Source organism: Arthrobacter sp. SlRoot2-15 (genome assembly GCF_059739345.1).
Genome location: NZ_AP046058.1, coordinates 3,093,870 through 3,109,666 on the forward strand (window position 1 = coordinate 3,093,870; position 15,797 = coordinate 3,109,666).

Below are 15,797 nucleotides of genomic sequence, written 5' to 3' on the forward strand. Positions count from 1 at the left end.
GCCGGTACTCCGCCCACACCCGTTCGGCCAACTCCGCCAGGATCCGAATCCGCTCCCCATGCAAATCGTCCATGGACCTGATCCTAGGGGCCAGTTCCCGAATTATGCTCGGAATCGGTGTTTTAGGACCCGCTGGCACAGCCAGGATTCGTTAGCTGCCGGCCCGCAGGGCAGTGCACTCGGGGCACAGCCCAAAGATCTCCACCGTGTGCTCCACCGCGGTGAAGCCGTGCTCGCTGGCGATCCGCGCGGCCCAGGCTTCGACGGCGGGCGCCTCGACTTCGACGGCCTTGCCGCAGTTGCGGCAGAGCAGGTGGTGGTGGTGGCCGGTGACGGCGCACCGACGGTAGACCACCTCGCCGTCGGCGTTCCGCAACACGTCCACCAGGCCGTCGTCGGCGAGGGACTGCAGGATCCGGTAGGACGTGGCGAGGGAGACCGAGGTGCCGCGCTCCTGCAGGATGCGGTGCAGTTCCTGGGTGCTGACGAAGTCGTCCAGTTCGTCCAGCGCTGCGCTGACCGCCAACCGCTGCTTCGTGACGCGCTGCTCCTTGCCCGGTTCCTTGCCGGCGGGCTGTTCCTTGGCTCCGGCCACGGCTGGTGCTTCGGCCGGTGCCTGGCTGCCGCCGGTGGTGGCGCCCTGGGACATGGGGAAACTCGCTTCGCTGGGGTCATGCTGCGGGTAAGAGCAGGGTCCCAGATTACCAGCCGGGCACCGTGGACACCGCTTCGGAGGTCACCATAGGCTGGCCGGATGAAGCTGACGAAATTCACCCACGCCTGTGTCCGGATCGAAAAGGAAGGGCGGGTGCTGGTGGTGGATCCGGGAACCTTCTCCGAAACGGACCAGGCCCTCGACGGCGCGGGCGCCGTGCTGATCACCCATGAACACGCGGACCACATCGACATCGACGCTGTCTCGGGGGCACTGTTGGCCAGCCCGGAACTGCAGCTGTTCGCGCCCGCCGGCGTGGCCGCGGAGCTCAAAGGCAAGGCGCCCGAGGCCGCCGGGCGGATCCACACGGTGGGAGCCGGGGAGTCCTTCGAGGCGGCCGGCTTCGCCGTTCGGAGTTTTGGCGGCCAGCACGCCCTCATCCATCCGCAGATCCCGGTGGTCGCGAACGTCGGCTATCTGGTGGACGCCAACGTCTACCACCCGGGGGATTCCTTCGCCATCCCGGACGGCATCGAGGTACAGACCCTGCTGGTGCCGATCCACGCGCCGTGGAACAAGGTGGGCGAGGTCGTGGACTTCGTCATCGGCGTCCGCGCGCCGCGGGCTTTCCCGATCCACGATGCCCTGCTGAACGACGCCGGACGCGGCCTGATCGAGGGACACGTGACCAGGATCGGCGCCCGGTACGGCACCGAATACCGCCACCTCGCCAGCGGCGAATCCGTGGAGCTTTAGCCCGCCGGCCAGGCCCCGCTGGCGAAAAATTCCCGGATGGTGGCCTCGTGGGGTGCCGGGTCCATGCCCTGGGTCTGCAGCCACCCGGCGCTGTAATAGTTGCCGGTGTAGCGGTCGCCAGCGTCGCACATCAGCGAAACGACGCTCCCGCGGCTGCCTTCGGCGATCATCTGGGCGATGAGCTGCCACACGCCCCAGAGGTTGGTGCCGGTGGACGGGCCGGCGTGCAGGCCCGCGTGTTCGCGCAGGTGGCGCATGGCGGCCACGGAGGCGGCATCCGGCACCTGGATCATGTGGTCGATGACGGCGGGCACAAAGCTCGGCTCCAGCCGCGGGCGTCCGATGCCTTCGATTCGGGAGGGCAGGCCCGCGGCGTCCGAGGCCGCGTCGCCGTCGCGGTCGGCCAGCCAGCCGGGAAAGAACGCGGAATTCTCGGGATCGACGACGGCGAGGCGGGTGTCGTGCCGCTGGTAGCGCAGGTAGCGGCCGATCGTGGCGCTGGTTCCGCCGGTGCCGGCTCCCACGACGATCCATCGGGGGACCGGGTGCTCCTCGAGTGCCAGCTGGCCGAAGATCGACTCGGCGATGTTGTTGTTCCCCCGCCAGTCCGTGGCGCGCTCGGCGTAGGTGAACTGGTCCATGTAGTGGCCGCCGGTGCGGCGGGCCAGGTCCTCGGCGGCCGCGTACACCTCGGAGGCGTGGTCCACTAGGTGGCAGGAGCCGCCGAACTGTTCAATCAGCGCGATCTTTTCGCGACTCGTGGTCCGGGTCATCACCGCGATGAACGGCAGCCCGAGCAGCTGGGCGAAATAAGCCTCGGAGACGGCCGTGCTGCCGCTGGAGGCCTCGACGATGGTGGTGTCTTCGCGGATCCAGCCGTTGACCAGGCCGAACAGGAACAGCGAGCGGGCCAGACGGTGCTTGAGGCTGCCCGTGCGGTGGGTTGATTCGTCCTTGAGATACAGCTGGACGCCCCAGTGCTCGGGCAGCGGCACCGAGTAGAGGTGCGTGTCGGCGGATCTGTTGTTCTCGGCATTGATCCGGCGGATGGCTTCGTCGGCCCATACCCGGTCCTGCTGGCGCACTCTTGTCACCGCACCAGCCTACCCGCGGCGCCGGCCGCCGATCGCCCGGGCGGGTCACGGTTAGAGTGGGCGGATGGACACCCTTATGACTGTGGCCGAGCTCAAGGACCGGCTGGACTCCGGCGCGCGGACGGTGCTGCTGGACGTCCGCTGGGCGCTCGGCGACCCGCACGGCCGGGAACATTATCTTCAAGCGCATCTCCCCGGCGCGGTCTTTGTGGACCTCGCCACCGAGCTGGCGGGCCCCGCCGATCTGAGCCGGGGCCGCCACCCTTTGCCGCCGCTGGAGCAGTTTCAGCAGTCCGCGCGCTCCTGGGGCATCCGGGACGGTGACGTGGTGGTGGCTTACGACGACACCGGCAACCTTGCCGCGGCCAGGGTTTGGTGGATGCTGCGCAACGCAGGCTTCCCGTCCGTGTGCCTGCTCGACGGCGGCCTGGCCGCCTGGCGCGCGAAGGGGCTCGACGTCGAGAGCGGTGAACCCGGCGTGGAGGCCGGCGACGTCGTGCTCTCCGACGGCGCCATGCCGGTGATCGGCGCTGCGGAGGCGGACGGCTGGTCGCGCGAGGGCCTGCTGCTCGATGCCCGTGCCGGTGTGCGGTACCGGGGCGAGATCGAACCCGTGGACCCCCGTGCCGGACACATTCCCGGCGCCGTGAGTGCGCCCACCACCGCGAACCTGGCGGCGGACGGCCGCTTCCTGCCATCTGCCGAGCTGCGCGAACGCTTTGCCGCTTTGGGCGTGCACGCCGGAGAGCCCATCGCCGTGTACTGCGGCTCCGGAGTGACCGCGGCCCACGAGATCGCGGCGCTGGAAATCGCCGGCTTTTCCGCAGCCCTGTATCCGGGATCATTCTCGGAGTGGTCCAACAACCCGTCGAACAGCGTCGTCACCGGCGCTACTCCCGACGGCGACTAGCTCCTGCTGCGCGGCAGAACGGCGCAGGCTACGCCGCCGGCTGCACTACCGGCTGAACTACCCGGTGGGCACGCACCCTTGCTTGCGTCCGGTGCGCGCGCTTTGCCTTATGCCTGAGTTTCCTTGTCCTGAGCGGCCTTGGAGGTTCCGCGGTGTCGCCGTCGTCCGCGGTTCGGCGAGGCCGCTGGGTGGCAGGCGTTCCCGGGAGCGGCGGGGCGGTGGAGTGGTAGCTGTGGCCGGTCGGCGTCGTGAGTTGGAGTGTGTGGCGGGGTCCCAGCCTTGTCTGGGCGCTCCAGCCGGGGGTTTCCTTGGTGTGGTTGCATGCTTCGCAGAGTCCGGCGCCGTTGCCGAGGCTGGTGGTGCCGCCGTTGTGCCAGGGGATGATGTGGTCCAGGTGGCGGATGGGGGCGTCGCAGTAGGGGGTGCGGCAGGTGTGGTCGCGGGCCTGGATGAAGCGGCGCAGTCCGGGCGGGAAGAGCCGGGCGCGGGAGTCCATGGCGACGAGGTCGCCGGTGGCCGGGGCGGCGTAGAGCCGGCGGAGCCAGACCCGCATCGTCTCGTCCTGGGTCTGCTCCAAATCCGGGCGGGCCAGGGCCCGGGCCCATCCGGCGGGGACGATGCCGTAGCCGGGGAGCCGGGCGGGTTCGCTGTCGCCCTGGAAGAGGGTGCGGTCGGTCATAACGAGCTGGATTTCGATGCCGCTGATGCCGCCGGCCTTGCCGGTGGTGCGTTCGACGAGTGCGTCGGCCATCAGCTGGCCGCGGGTGCGTGGGTCGCCGTCGGAGCGTGCGACATCTGCGTGCTGGGTGAGCGCGGCGTGGACGGCGACCCCTGCCGCGACGGGGAGCAGGGCGGTGAGGTAGCACATGGTGTCCGGGGCCGGGCGGAGACTGACGTGGCGTTCGGCCTCGGCGTGTGCGGCACGCTGGGTGACGGAGCGTGGGTCATGCCGGTAGGCGGCGGCACGCTCGGCGGCGATGATCGCGCGGTCCCCGGCGCCGCGGAACGTCCCGGTGTCGGGGGAGAGTTCCTCGTCCACGGCGGCCCGGTCGGCCGCGGACAGGCAAGCGGTCTCACGGACCAGGAGCGTTGCGCGCCATTCGTTGAGCCGGCCGGCTTCCAGCGCGGCGAGGGTGTGCGGCATTTCGGTGACCAGGGCCTTCGCCAGGCCCAGGAGGCGGCCGCCCTTGGTGGGGGATTCGCGCCGGGCGAGGGCGAGCTGCGCGCCCACCCCGGCCCCGAGCTGGTCGGCGGGCAAACCGGCGTCGGCTTGTTCGCGCCGCTGGAGCACATCGAACGCGACGGCTAGACGGGCCTGGCGGGCGGCCAAGGCAGACTTCTGGTCCTCCAGCTTGCGTATTTCCTCGATGAGGCCCGCTGCAGTGGCCCGAGCGGGCCCCGCGGCCAGGATCAAGCTCAGGTCCGTGACTGTCACGCCGCCCGTAGATGGCGGGTCTGCCAGAACCTTGTGGAGCTCCTCTTTGCCTTCCATAGACTCCAGTTTTCCAGCTACCTCTGACAGAAAAGGCTCCCATGGAAGTGGCGCCGGACCCGGTTGCAGAAATCTTATTGAGCCCGGTCGTTACACTTTCGGTGATGCCGGACATTAACGGGGTATGAGCTTGCAAGCAGTCCGGAGGGAACCCGGGAAATTGGAACGGGAAAAGCGCTTTTTGGCGGCGCACGCAGCTGGCCATGACCGCATCTACCGCTATTTTCGACGAAGAACGGCGGACGCGGCCACCGCAGAAGACCTGTGTGCAGAGGTGTTCAGGATCGCGTGGGAAAAGCTGGCCGGCAGCGGCGAATTGTCTGTCATGGTTCTTTTTGGCGTAGCCAAGAATGTCCTGCGGAACCACGAGCGCTCTGCCTCCCGGTCCGCAAACCTCCTTGGCGCGCTCCAGGCTGAACGGCGGGACGAAGCCCTCAACCATGATTCCCCGGTTCGGGATGCCCTGGACCGGCTCAGTCCGGACGACCGGGAAGTCCTGCTCTTGAGCTACTGGGACGGCTTCACGTCCAAGGAGATTTCCGACCTGCTCAACACCAGTGCCACGGCGGTCAGGATGCGCCTGCACAGGGCACGCAAGGCCCTAAGCCACATCATTCACGCACAGCCACCGGCAGAAGGTGCAGAACTATGAACACAAAGACAAGCGCTGACAAGGTTCGACGTCGGTTGGCTTCCGTTGATCCGGCAGCACACGTCACCGAGGATGAATTGAACCGGAGCCGTGAGCGCTCCCTGGCCGCCATGCAGGTCGAAGCGCCTCAAGAGGGCGAAGCGGCCCCGTACCCCGCGGTGACAGAACTCTCCGCCCGGCGTTCGAGCCCTGCGCGCATCTGGCTAACGTCGGCCGCCGCCGCTGCGGTGGTCGCAGCGCTGATCGCGGGAGACGTCGTCGGCCTTGCCGGCTGGCGCGGCGGAGCCACCGCGCAGGCCGCCGAGGTCCTCAACAACGCCGCACAGATGACGATCAAAACGACTGATCCGGTGGTGGGCCCGGGCCAGTACCTGCGGATCAAGAGCACCAACGTCTGGGGCACGAATACCTACGAGCAGGACGGATCCCAGTACCGGTGGCTGGATACGGAAAAATCGGACCTGTACATTCCCGCTGACCGCTCTGCTGAATGGGTGTGGCAACGAGGGGGACGCGTGCCTACGACCTTCTTCGATGCCGAATCCAAGGACTTCGCTCTCAAACAGAACATACAGCCGTCGCCGGAGCTACTGCGCGCGCGCAATGGAGCCTTCTACGGAAGCCCGGGCGGGTGGATGTCCACGGACCTGGCTAGGTTGCCCCGCGATCCCTACCGGCTGCTGAATAGCATCTACAAACAGACCCTGGGGCACGGACAGTCCGTCGACGGTGAAGCGCTGGTGTTTATCGCGGACCTCTTGAGGACCGGCGTTGTCCCTGCCGACCTGAGGGCCGCCCTCTACAAGGCCGCGGCCATGATTCCTGGGGTGACAGTCACCGAAGGGCAAGCCAACTTGGACGGCCGAAAGGGTGTCGCCATCGGACGCCTCGAGGATGGGCCCTCCAAATCACGGCAGGAGATCATCATTGACCCCCAGACCGGACTGATGATCGGAGAACGGTCGGTTCTTATCCAGTCTCAGGAGGGCTTTCCTGCGGGAACCGCAACGACCTGGACCGCCATCGAAACGTCCGTCAGCAATACGGCGCCCTAGCCAGGGCCAGCCGCAGAAGGCGTGGCCTGGACTAGTGGCCCGGCTCCAGCGCGAGCTTCAGCCCGAAACCAACCAGGACCGTTCCCGTGATCCTGTCGATCACCCGGACACTCCGGGCACTCTTGAGCCACTTGGAGGCGAAACCGGTCGCGAAGATCAGCAACGCGAACCAGAGCATGGAGAGGACACAGTGGACGCCGGCCAGCAACATACCCATCAACAAGGGAGCGGACCCGGACGGAATGAACTGGGGGATGGTGGCGATGTAGAACACCCCGACTTTGGGGTTCAGTAGATTGGTGCCCGCGCCCGTGAGCCAACCCCTCCAGAGCTGGCCCCCCTCGACCGCAGGCTCGGACGTTGCGATGGCCGCCGCCGTCCCGTCATCTTTGCGCCAACTCTTCCAAATCAACGAGAGGCCCAGCCAGATCATGTAGGCCGCGCCGGCGAGCGTCAGGAGGCGGTACGCGACCTCCGAGGCCGCCAGCAGGGCCGAAACCCCCACCGCCGCCGCCATGCCCCACGCCATGGCGCCCGTACCGATGCCCAGGGCGGTGGCAAAGGCGAAGCTTCGGGACCGGGAAATTGAAGAGCGCAGCACCAGCGCGGTGTCGATGCCGGGCACCAGGGTCAGCAGTCCGGCGACAACGGCGAATGAGAGTACGGCCTGATAGACGGTCACCATCCTAGGATAGAGCGGCGCACGGCAAGTGCTCGCGAAGTCGTCCGCGCGGGCCTTCGGCGCCGTGGCAGTTCGCCCAACCCCAAAGTGGCACGGAAACCGCTCCCGGGGGTAGCGTCAAACCATGACTCCCGGACGCCCCGTACCGCCGCCCCTCGCCAAGCCGCTTCCCGACCTGAACGACAGCAACGACGCCGACGCCGGCAACGACACCACCCTCGCCGCCGCCTACGGTGCCACGTCCAGTCACAGCGGTCTGGTGCCGCTGACGGTGGCCCGGCGTGCGCCCAAGGAGGACGACGTCGAGATCGCCATCGAGTTCTGCGGACTCTGCCACTCGGACGTGCACGCCACCCGAGGGGAATGGGGCGCCCAGCACTACCCCCTCGTCCCGGGCCACGAAATCGTGGGCCGCGTCAGCTGGGTGGGCTCCTCTGTGGACGACTTCGCCGTCGGTGAGCGCGTCGGCGTCGGCTGCCTGGTTGACTCCTGCCGCGAATGCGACAGCTGCCTCGACGGCCTCGAGCAGTACTGCGAAAACGGCATGACCGGAACCTACGGCGCCAAGGACCGGCGCAACGGCGACGCCATTACCCAGGGCGGCTACTCCACGTCGATCGTGGTGGACCGCAACTACGTGCTGCGGGTCCCGGAGGGCATGGACCCGGCCGCGGCGGCTCCGCTGCTCTGCGCCGGCATCACCACCTATTCGCCGCTGAACCACTTCGAGGTCGAGGAGGGCGACGCCGTCGGCGTCGTCGGACTCGGCGGCCTCGGCCATATGGCCGTCAAGATCGCCAAGGCGATGGGCGCGGAGGTGACCGTCTTCACGACGTCGGAGGCGAAGTTCGCGGCGGCCCGCGAGCTGGGCGCCGACCACGTGGTCCTCTCCACGGATCCGGCCGCGATGGAGGCCGCGGACCGCAGCATCGACGTCATCATCGACACCGTCGCCGCTCCGCACGACCTCAACCCCTACTTCAAGACCCTCCGCGTCGACGGCGCGCTCTTCCAGCTGGGCCTGCCCTCCGAAGCCATGCCGCCGGTCAACCCCGGCGCGCTGATCCGGCGCCGGATCGCCTACGCCGGCTCGCTGATCGGCGGCATCGCCGAGACCCAGGAGATGCTGGACTTCTGCGCCGAACACGGTGTGCTGTCCGAGATCGAGCTGGTCCGAGCGGACCAGCTCAACGAGGCCTACGACCGCATGGTGGCAGGCGACGTGAAGTACCGGTTTGTCCTGGACGCCAGCACCCTGGGGTCCCCGGCAGAAAAGGCGGATGCATGAGCACCCTGTTCACCAAGATCATCAACGGCGAGATCCCGGGCCGTTTCGTCTGGCGCGAGGACGACGTCGTCGCGTTCCTGACCGTGGGCCCGCTGGCCGACGGGCACACACTCGTGGTGCCCGCCCAGGAAGTGGACCGCTGGACGGATGCCCCGCCCGAGGTCCTGGCCCGGGTGATGGAGGTGGCCCGCAAGATCGGCGCCGTCCAGGTGGACGTGTTCGACGCCGCCCGTGCCGGGCTGATCGTCGCCGGCTACGAGATCAACCACCTGCACGTGCACGTGTGGCCCTCCAACTCGATGGCGGACTTCGACTTCGGCTCCGTGGACCAGCACCCGGACCCCGCGCGGCTGGACGCCAACGCCGAGAAGCTGCGCGAGGGCCTGCGCAAAGCCGGCCACGCGGAGCACGTCCCGGAGGTGTAGGCGGGAACTACGCCGGCGCCAGCGCCTTGTTGAGCACGGTGCGGATCCGCTTCTCCGAGACCGAATAAGCGGTGCCGAGCTCGACGGCGAAGAGGCTCACCCGCAGCTCCTCGATCATCCAGCGGACCTGGGTTAACTCGGTCGCCACCCGCCGCCCGGGCAGCAGCGCGGAAACGGCGTCGTCATAGTCGTCCTCGAGGGCCTGGATCACCGCCATGTGCTGCGCATCCCGCTGGACGTTCCCGGGGAGCTTCTCGAGGCGCTTTTCGATGGCCGCGAGGTACCGCGGCAGCTGGCTGAGCTGGGCGTAGCCCGTCCGTGCCACGAACCCGGGATAGATGAGTTGCTCCAGCTGGGCCTTGACGTCATTGAGGGCGCTGATCAGGGCAAGGCTCGTGGTGCCCTTGAGCTGCTTCTCGATCCGCCGGGTGCTGGCGAGGATGCGTTCGACGACGGCGGTCACCGTAAAGACCGTGTCGATCAGCTCGGCCCGGACCTGCTCGTAGAGGGCCTTGAAGGAGGCCTCGTCCCACGGCAGTTCGGCCGGGGTGAGCTTGTCGATCGCGGCCAAGGCGCAGTCCGCGATCAGCGCCGACACCGAGCCGTGCGGGTTCTGGCTGAAGGTCAGCTTTTCGGTGTTATTCAGGTGCTCCAGGACGTAGCGGTCCGGCGGCGGCACTTTCAGGGCGAGCAGCCGGATAACCCCGCCGCGCATGGCCTGCTCCTGCTCGGAGGTGGTCTGGAACAGGCGCAGCGCTACGGAGGTGCTTTCGTCGACCAGGGCCGGGTAGCCGGTGACGGTGTGGCCCTTGACGGTGCCCTGGACCTGGCGCTGCACGGTGCCGAAGGTCCAGTCCTTGAGGCCGGACAGCTCGGTGAAACCGGGCGCTGCCGTCGCAGCCGGCGTAGCGGCGGCGGGTGTCTTCCCGTTCGCCCGTCCGCCAGCCTTGCCGCCAGCCGTACCGCCAGCTTTGGGCGCCGTCGTTGACGGGGTGGTGCCGAGGGACTCGGCGATGGCGCGGCGGGTGGCCGGGGCGAGCCTTTCCTGCAGCGCCGCGAGGTCCTTGCCCTCGTCGAGGACTTTGCCGCGGGGATCGACCACACGGAAACTGACGCGCAGGTGCGACGGGACGGCGTCCCAGTTCCAGGACCCCGGCGGGATGACGTGGCCGCGGATCCGGCGCAGCACGAGTTCCAGCGAGGGCTCCAGCTCGTCCGTGGCGGGATCGAAAGCGGCCTCCAGCGCCGCCACGGCCTGTCGGGCGACTTCGGGTGCGGGAACGAAATTCTTGCGGACCTGCTTCGGCAGCGACTTGATCAGGGCGGTCACCAGTTCCACCCGCTGGCCCGGGATCAGCCAGCGGAACGCGGCGTCGTCGAGCTGGTTCAGGAACAGGACCGGGACCTCGGCGGTGACGCCGTCGGAAGGATTCGGCGGCGAGCCGGGGGCGACCGGGTGGAACTCGTAGCTCAGCGGCAGTTCGAAGCCCTTGTGCTGCCAGGTCTTCGGGTACGCGGAATCGTCCAGTGCGTCGGCGTCCTCGCTGATCAGCAGCGCCTGGTCAAAGTCCAGCAGGGTGGGGTCCTGCTGGCGCGCATCCTTCCACCACTTGTCGAAGTGGCGTTCGGAGACCACGTCCTTGCCGATCCGGGCGTCGTAGAACTCGAACAGGGTTTCGTCGTCGACCAGGATGTCGCGGCGCCGCATCCGGGCCTCGAGCTCCTCGACCTCCTGGAGCAGGGCGCGGTTGCGGTGGAAGAACTTGTGGTGGGTCTGCCAGTCGCCCTCCACCAGCGCGTGCCGGATGAACAGCTCCCGGCAGAGTTCCGGGTCCACCTTGCCGTAATTGATCCGGCGGCTCGGAATAATGGGCACGCCGTACAGCGTGACCTTCTCATGCGCCATCACCGAGCCCATCTTCTTGGACCAGTGCGGCTCGCTGTAGCTGCGCTTGACCAGGTCCGGCGCCACCTGCTCAGCCCAGAGCGGGTCGAACTTGGCGGCCACCCGGGCCCAGAGCCGGCTGGTTTCGACCAGCTCGGCGGCCATCACGAAGGTGGGGGACTTCTTGAACAGGGCCGAGCCGGGGAAGATCGCGAAGCGGCTGCCGCGGGCACCGGCGTACTCGCGCTTGCGTTCGTCCAGGATGCCGATGTGGCTCAGCAGCCCCGAGAGCAGGCTGATGTGGATGCCGTCGTGGTGCCCCACCGGATCCGTGAGCCTTTTGTTGTCCAAGGTGATGCCCAACGGCCGGGCGAGCTGGCGCAGCTGGGCGAAGAGGTCCTGCCACTCCCGGACGCGCAGGTAGTTGATGAACTCATTGCGGCAGAGCCGGCGGAAAGCCGTCGAGGAGAGCTCCTGCTGCTTCTCCTGCAAGTAGTTCCAGAGGTTCAGGTAGCCGGTGAAGTCCGAGTTCTCGTCCCGGAAGCGGGCGTGCTTCTCCGCCGCGAGCTGCTGCTTGTCGGTCGGGCGCTCGCGGGGGTCCTGGATGGTCAACGCTGCCGCCAGGATCATCACCTCACGGACGCAGCCGCGTTTGCCCGATTCGACGATCATCCGGCCAAGCCGGGGATCCACGGGCAGCTGGGCCAGCTGCTGCCCGACGGCGGTGAGTCCGCCGCCGCGGCCGCCGGCAGCGCCGGCCGCGCTGAGGGCACCGAGTTCGCGCAGCAGCGTGACGCCGTCGTTGATGGCACGCGAATCCGGCGGTTCAACGAACGGGAAGTTCTCCACGTCCTTCGGCCCGCGGGCGACGCCCATGGCGGTCATCTGCAGGATGACGGCGGCGAGGTTGGTGCGCAGGATCTCCGGGTCGGTGAACAGCGGCCGGGACTCGAAGTCCTCCTCCGAGTACAGCCTGATCGCGATGCCGTCGGACACGCGCCCGCAGCGGCCGGAGCGCTGGTTGGCCGAGGCCTGGGAGACCCGCTCGATCGGCAGGCGCTGGACCTTGGTCCGGTGCGAGTAGCGCGAGATGCGGGCGGTGCCGGTGTCGATGACGTACTTGATGCCCGGGACGGTGAGCGAGGTTTCGGCGACGTTCGTGGCCAGCACGATCCGGCGTTTGCTGCCGGGGTGGAAGACCTTGTGCTGTTCCTGCAGGCTGAGCCGGGCGAAGAGCGGCAGGACCTCGGTGCCGGCCAGCCGCCGGTTCGTCTGGATCCGCGCGTTGAGCGCCTCGGCGGCGTCGCGGATCTCGCGCTCGCCGGAGAAGAAGATCAGGATGTCGCCGGGGGCCTCGAGAGCGAGTTCGTCGACGGCATCGCAGACCGCGTCCAGCGGGTCGCGGTCCTCTTCGAGTTCGTCGTCGGAGGAGTCGGCTGCATCGTCACCGGCGGCGGGGCCGCCGGCCGGCGCCGAGAGCGGGCGGTAGCGGATCTCCACCGGGTAGGTGCGGCCGGAGACCTCGACGATCGGGGACGGGGCTTCCTCGCTGCCGAAGTGCTTGGCGAAACGCTCCGGGTCGATGGTGGCCGAGGTGATGATGATCTTCAGGTCCGGGCGCGCCGGGAGGATGCGTTTGAGGTAGCCGAGGATGAAGTCGATGTTGAGGCTGCGTTCGTGCGCCTCGTCGATGATGATCGCGTTGTATTTGCGCAGCAGCTTGTCGCGCTGGATCTCGGCCAGCAGGATGCCGTCGGTCATCAGCTTGACCTTGGTGGAGCGGCTGACCTCGCCGGTGAAGCGGACCTGGAAACCCACCTCCTGGCCGATGTCGACGCCGAGTTCCTCCGCGATGCGCTCGGCGACCGTGCGGGCGGCGAGCCGGCGTGGTTGGGTGTGGCCGATCAGGCCGTTCTCGCCCAGGCCAAGCTCCAGGCACATCTTGGGGATCTGGGTGGTCTTACCGGAACCGGTCTCGCCGGCGATGATGGTCACCTGGTTCGCGGCGATGGCGGCCATCAGGTCCTCGCGGCGCTCGGAGACCGGCAGCTCGGCGGGGTAGGAGATATGCAGTGTCATGGCTGCACACAGTCTACTGGCCCGGCTTGCTGTCCCGGCGCCCCCGGCGCCGGACATAGGGTTGCCCGGTCCGTGGGCGGGGCCGGGCAGCGGGTGAAGGGGACTGGTTTAGAAGAACCGCAGCGTGTAGCTGGTGCTGGGGAGGTCGTGGGCCATCCAGTAGTCCTCCGAGCGGACGGGCGGGTTGTGGCCAAGACCGTCTTTCCGGAGGGCTCGGAGGGTGGCGGCGACGGCGGCGAGGATCAGGACGATGAGGGCGATTCCGATGAGTTCCATACCTCCATGGTTCTCTGGTGCGCAGGGTAAAAAAAGTGGCAGAAATGCCCAGAAAGCTCAAATTTCTGCCAGACTGGATTCATGATCAATTCAGTGGCGATGATCGTGGTTCCGCACTTCTCGATCTTCGAGTTCGGGACCGCGTTTGAAGTGTTCGGCGTCGATCGCTCGGACCGCAGCACCGGTGTGCCCGCCTTCGATTTCCGGGTCTGCACGCCGGTGCCGGGGGACATCCCGATGAAGTCCGGGCTGTCGATGCACGTGGGGCTCGGGCTGGAGGCGGCCGCAGATGCCGACCTCGTCATCATGACCCCGTATGGCCGGGACGAGGACGTTCCCGAATCCGTCCTCGAGGCACTGCGGGCGGCGCATGCCCGGGGAGCCTGGGTCATGTCGATCTGTTCCGGGGCCTTCGCGCTGGCACGGGCCGGGTTGCTGGACGGCCGCCGCTGCACCACACACTGGCACTACTCCCAGGAGTTGGCCAGCCGCTATCCGGCCGCGCTCGTGGACGAGAACGTGCTCTACGTCGAGGACGACCGGATCATCACGAGCGCCGGGACCGCCGCCGGCATCGACGCCTGCCTGCACCTGGTCCGGGTGGAGCTGGGCGCGAACGTGGCGGCCAGTATCGCCCGGGACATGGTGGTGCCGCCGCACCGGGACGGGGGCCAGGCCCAGTTCATCGACCGGCCGATGCCGCGGTGCGGTTCGCAGCCGATGGAAGAGCTGCTCCGGTGGATGGTCGTGAACCTGGAGGACGACCACTCGGTCAACGAGCTGGCCGCCCGCGTGCACATGTCGCCGCGGACCTTTGCCCGCCGGTTCCGGGCCGAAACCGGCGCGACCCCGGCGGCCTGGCTCAATTCGCAGCGGGTGCTGCGCGCGCAGGAGCTGCTGGAGACGACCGACCTCAACATCGACGAGATCGCCCGGGAGGCCGGGTTCGGCCACTCGGTCCTGCTGCGCCACCACTTTGCCAAGGTGCTGGACACCAGCCCGCAGTCTTACCGGCGGACGTTCCGCGGGCACCTCGCAGCCGTCTAACCTCGCAGCCGTCTAACCTCGCAGCCGTCTAACCTCGCAGCCGTCTAACCTGGCTGGCCGTCCCGCCCGGGCGCCTCCGCGGCGGCGCGGGCGCACTCGACGAGGGTCCGCCACGGACCCGTCAGCTCGCGCTCCGGCAGGACCGCCCGGCGCTGGCCGGCCCGGATGCTGTACATAAACCGGTCAGGCTGGCCGGCGGTGCCGCTGGCCCCGCCGACGGCGTCCCAGGGGCACGCTTCAATGAGCGGTTGCCACCGGTCGGTGTCCTCCGGCGGCTGGGGACTGACGGTCCACGTCCGCTTCATTCCGGCTACGCCGCCGCTGCGCTGGACAGTTATCTTCATCGGACTCGGATCTCGATTGGACTCGGATCTGCTGGAACTCGGCTAGCGCTTCGCTCCCTGGAGCTTTACCTTCACAGTTTCCCACGCCTGCACAACGGCGTCATGCTCCGGGGAACCGGCGCCGTAGAGCTCCGCGGCGGACGCCGCGGTGGCCTTGGCGAAGGCGCTGAAAGTTGCGGACGCGGGCAGCGTCCCGCCCGTGAGGGTGTCGTACCAGATGCGTCCGGGGGCCTCCCACGCGTTGCCGCCCAGCGTGGTCGCGACCAGGCAGAAGGCCCGGTTGGGGATGCCCGAGTTCAGGTGGACTCCGCCGTTGTCGGCACTGGTGTGCACATAGCCGTCCATCGAGTCCGGCTGCGGGTCCTTGCCCAGCACGTCGTCGTCGTACGCCGTTCCCGGAGCCTTCATGGAGCGCAGCGCCGTGCCCTGCACCTGGTCCGTGAAGAGCCCCTCGCCGATCAGCCAGCTGGCCTGCGCCGCGGACTGCTGTCTCACGTATTGCTCCACGAGGGCGCCGAAAACGTCCGAGAGGGATTCGTTGAGAGCGCCGGCCTGGTTGCGGTAGGCAAGCCCGGCGGAGTGCTGGGTGACGCCGTGGGCGAGCTCGTGGCCGATCACGCTGAGGGAGGCGGTGAAGCGGGTGAAGACCTGGCCGTCGCCGTCGCCGAACACCATCTGTTTCCCGTCCCAGAACGCGTTGTCGTAGAGATGACCGAAGTGCACCGTGGCGTCCAGCGGCAGGCCGTTGCCGTCGATCGAGTTCCGGCCGAACGCCTCCGCATAGAGCCGGTGCGTGTGGCCCAGGCCGTCGTAGGCCTCATCCGCGGCCGGATCGCCGGTGGCTGGTTCGCCTTCCTTGCGCACCAGCACACCGGGCAGGTCCTCGGAGGCTTTCGCGTCGTACACGGTGCGCTGGGGCGGCCCCGGCGTAAGCTGCCGCAACCCCGGCGGCGCGGCGGGCGCCGGAGCCGCACGGGACGCCTGGAAACTCTTGACGTGCTGCAGCGCTTCCTTCGCGGCGCGGGCCGCCATTTGCAGCCGCGGCTCGTGGTGTTGCGCTGCCAGCCGGCGCAACAGGTAGGGCGGGATGATGGAGCAGTACATGTGAGACCCCTTTGCTTCTGCCGATGCCAACAGACTACGAGGGGGCGCCGACA

Annotated in this window: 15 protein-coding genes; 7 read left to right on the forward strand and 8 right to left on the reverse strand. The window is 68.3% G+C overall.

The window, feature by feature from the left end; translation table 11 throughout:
• Positions 1 to 151 precede the first annotated feature (151 nt).
• Positions 152 to 649 carry a Fur family transcriptional regulator gene (locus tag AC6I9V_RS14300; protein ID WP_497899891.1) on the reverse strand — a complete coding sequence of 166 codons (498 nt, stop codon included), beginning with the start codon at positions 647 to 649 and terminating at the stop codon, positions 152 to 154.
• Between the two features lie 105 nt (positions 650 to 754).
• Here AC6I9V_RS14300 and AC6I9V_RS14305 point away from each other — a divergent pair, with 105 nt between their 5' ends.
• Positions 755 to 1,411 carry an MBL fold metallo-hydrolase gene (locus AC6I9V_RS14305; protein ID WP_497899892.1) on the forward strand — a complete coding sequence of 219 codons (657 nt, stop codon included), beginning with the start codon at positions 755 to 757 and terminating at the stop codon, positions 1,409 to 1,411.
• Here the strand turns inward: AC6I9V_RS14305 and AC6I9V_RS14310 are convergent.
• A complete protein-coding gene (locus AC6I9V_RS14310; protein WP_497899893.1) occupies positions 1,408 to 2,505 on the reverse strand; it encodes a PLP-dependent cysteine synthase family protein in 1,098 nt (365 codons plus the stop codon). The genes AC6I9V_RS14305 and AC6I9V_RS14310 overlap by 4 nt on opposite strands.
• Positions 2,506 to 2,569: 64 nt before the next feature.
• On the opposite strand from AC6I9V_RS14310, the gene AC6I9V_RS14315 reads away from it, so the two are divergent.
• On the forward strand, positions 2,570 to 3,415 hold the full coding sequence (locus AC6I9V_RS14315) for a sulfurtransferase (protein ID WP_497899894.1): 846 nt from the start codon (positions 2,570 to 2,572) through the stop codon (positions 3,413 to 3,415).
• A gap of 28 nt (positions 3,416 to 3,443) precedes the next feature.
• Here the strand turns inward: AC6I9V_RS14315 and AC6I9V_RS14320 are convergent, their stop codons facing one another.
• The gene (locus AC6I9V_RS14320; protein ID WP_497899895.1) at positions 3,444 to 4,907 is read right to left on the reverse strand and encodes an HNH endonuclease; all 1,464 of its coding nucleotides are present in this window, start codon (positions 4,905 to 4,907) and stop codon (positions 3,444 to 3,446) included.
• A 124-nt stretch (positions 4,908 to 5,031) separates the two neighbouring features.
• On the opposite strand from AC6I9V_RS14320, the gene AC6I9V_RS14325 reads away from it, so the two are divergent.
• A complete protein-coding gene (locus tag AC6I9V_RS14325; protein WP_497899896.1) occupies positions 5,032 to 5,559 on the forward strand; it encodes an RNA polymerase sigma factor in 528 nt (175 codons plus the stop codon).
• Positions 5,556 to 6,614, forward strand: a complete 1,059-nt coding sequence (locus AC6I9V_RS14330) for a CU044_5270 family protein (protein ID WP_497899897.1) — start codon at positions 5,556 to 5,558, stop codon at positions 6,612 to 6,614. The genes AC6I9V_RS14325 and AC6I9V_RS14330 overlap by 4 nt, the downstream gene beginning before the upstream one ends.
• A gap of 31 nt (positions 6,615 to 6,645) precedes the next feature.
• Here the strand turns inward: AC6I9V_RS14330 and AC6I9V_RS14335 are convergent, their stop codons facing one another.
• Positions 6,646 to 7,296: a LysE family translocator gene (locus AC6I9V_RS14335; RefSeq protein WP_497899898.1), complete on the reverse strand. Its 651-nt coding sequence runs from the start codon at positions 7,294 to 7,296 to the stop codon at positions 6,646 to 6,648.
• A gap of 124 nt (positions 7,297 to 7,420) precedes the next feature.
• Here AC6I9V_RS14335 and AC6I9V_RS14340 point away from each other — a divergent pair, with 124 nt between their 5' ends.
• The gene (locus AC6I9V_RS14340) at positions 7,421 to 8,584 is read left to right on the forward strand and encodes an NAD(P)-dependent alcohol dehydrogenase (protein ID WP_497899899.1); all 1,164 of its coding nucleotides are present in this window, start codon (positions 7,421 to 7,423) and stop codon (positions 8,582 to 8,584) included.
• A complete protein-coding gene (locus AC6I9V_RS14345; RefSeq protein ID WP_349412162.1) occupies positions 8,581 to 9,009 on the forward strand; it encodes an HIT family protein in 429 nt (142 codons plus the stop codon). The genes AC6I9V_RS14340 and AC6I9V_RS14345 overlap by 4 nt, the downstream gene beginning before the upstream one ends.
• A 7-nt stretch (positions 9,010 to 9,016) precedes the next feature.
• Here the strand turns inward: AC6I9V_RS14345 and hrpA are convergent, their stop codons facing one another.
• Both hrpA and AC6I9V_RS14355 read right to left on the reverse strand, forming a co-directional pair.
• Positions 9,017 to 12,973: an ATP-dependent RNA helicase HrpA gene (gene hrpA, locus AC6I9V_RS14350; RefSeq protein ID WP_497899900.1), complete on the reverse strand. Its 3,957-nt coding sequence runs from the start codon at positions 12,971 to 12,973 to the stop codon at positions 9,017 to 9,019.
• 108 nt (positions 12,974 to 13,081) lie between these two features.
• Positions 13,082 to 13,249 carry a hypothetical protein gene (locus AC6I9V_RS14355; RefSeq protein ID WP_349412165.1) on the reverse strand — a complete coding sequence of 56 codons (168 nt, stop codon included), beginning with the start codon at positions 13,247 to 13,249 and terminating at the stop codon, positions 13,082 to 13,084.
• 81 nt (positions 13,250 to 13,330) lie between these two features.
• Here AC6I9V_RS14355 and AC6I9V_RS14360 point away from each other — a divergent pair, with 81 nt between their 5' ends.
• Positions 13,331 to 14,296 (forward strand): GlxA family transcriptional regulator, encoded by a 966-nt coding sequence (locus AC6I9V_RS14360; protein ID WP_497899901.1) that lies wholly within the window; start codon positions 13,331 to 13,333, stop codon positions 14,294 to 14,296.
• Positions 14,297 to 14,340: 44 nt separating this feature from the next.
• On the opposite strand, the gene AC6I9V_RS14365 is transcribed toward AC6I9V_RS14360, so the two are convergent.
• Both AC6I9V_RS14365 and AC6I9V_RS14370 read right to left on the reverse strand, forming a co-directional pair.
• Positions 14,341 to 14,640, reverse strand: a complete 300-nt coding sequence (locus tag AC6I9V_RS14365) for a protealysin inhibitor emfourin (RefSeq protein WP_497899902.1) — start codon at positions 14,638 to 14,640, stop codon at positions 14,341 to 14,343.
• A 42-nt stretch (positions 14,641 to 14,682) separates the two neighbouring features.
• Positions 14,683 to 15,744: a M4 family metallopeptidase gene (locus AC6I9V_RS14370; protein WP_497899903.1), complete on the reverse strand. Its 1,062-nt coding sequence runs from the start codon at positions 15,742 to 15,744 to the stop codon at positions 14,683 to 14,685.
• Positions 15,745 to 15,797 lie beyond the last annotated feature (53 nt).

Bases quoted from the DNA above. Each gene is read 5' to 3' on its own strand.
- AC6I9V_RS14300 (WP_497899891.1), bottom strand. From the start codon at position 649: ATGTCCCAGGGCGCCACCACCGGCGGCAGCCAGGCACCGGCCGAAGCA.
- AC6I9V_RS14365 (WP_497899902.1), bottom strand. From the start codon at position 14,640: ATGAAGATAACTGTCCAGCGCAGCGGCGGCGTAGCCGGAATGAAGCGG.
- AC6I9V_RS14315 (WP_497899894.1), top strand. From the start codon at position 2,570: ATGGACACCCTTATGACTGTGGCCGAGCTCAAGGACCGGCTGGACTCC.
- hrpA (WP_497899900.1), bottom strand. From the start codon at position 12,973: ATGACACTGCATATCTCCTACCCCGCCGAGCTGCCGGTCTCCGAGCGC.
- AC6I9V_RS14360 (WP_497899901.1), top strand. From the start codon at position 13,331: ATGATCAATTCAGTGGCGATGATCGTGGTTCCGCACTTCTCGATCTTC.
- AC6I9V_RS14355 (WP_349412165.1), bottom strand. From the start codon at position 13,249: ATGGAACTCATCGGAATCGCCCTCATCGTCCTGATCCTCGCCGCCGTC.
- AC6I9V_RS14305 (WP_497899892.1), top strand. From the start codon at position 755: ATGAAGCTGACGAAATTCACCCACGCCTGTGTCCGGATCGAAAAGGAA.
- AC6I9V_RS14340 (WP_497899899.1), top strand. From the start codon at position 7,421: ATGACTCCCGGACGCCCCGTACCGCCGCCCCTCGCCAAGCCGCTTCCC.
- AC6I9V_RS14330 (WP_497899897.1), top strand. From the start codon at position 5,556: ATGAACACAAAGACAAGCGCTGACAAGGTTCGACGTCGGTTGGCTTCC.
- AC6I9V_RS14320 (WP_497899895.1), bottom strand. From the start codon at position 4,907: ATGGAAGGCAAAGAGGAGCTCCACAAGGTTCTGGCAGACCCGCCATCT.
- AC6I9V_RS14325 (WP_497899896.1), top strand. From the start codon at position 5,032: ATGAGCTTGCAAGCAGTCCGGAGGGAACCCGGGAAATTGGAACGGGAA.
- AC6I9V_RS14370 (WP_497899903.1), bottom strand. From the start codon at position 15,744: ATGTACTGCTCCATCATCCCGCCCTACCTGTTGCGCCGGCTGGCAGCG.
- AC6I9V_RS14345 (WP_349412162.1), top strand. From the start codon at position 8,581: ATGAGCACCCTGTTCACCAAGATCATCAACGGCGAGATCCCGGGCCGT.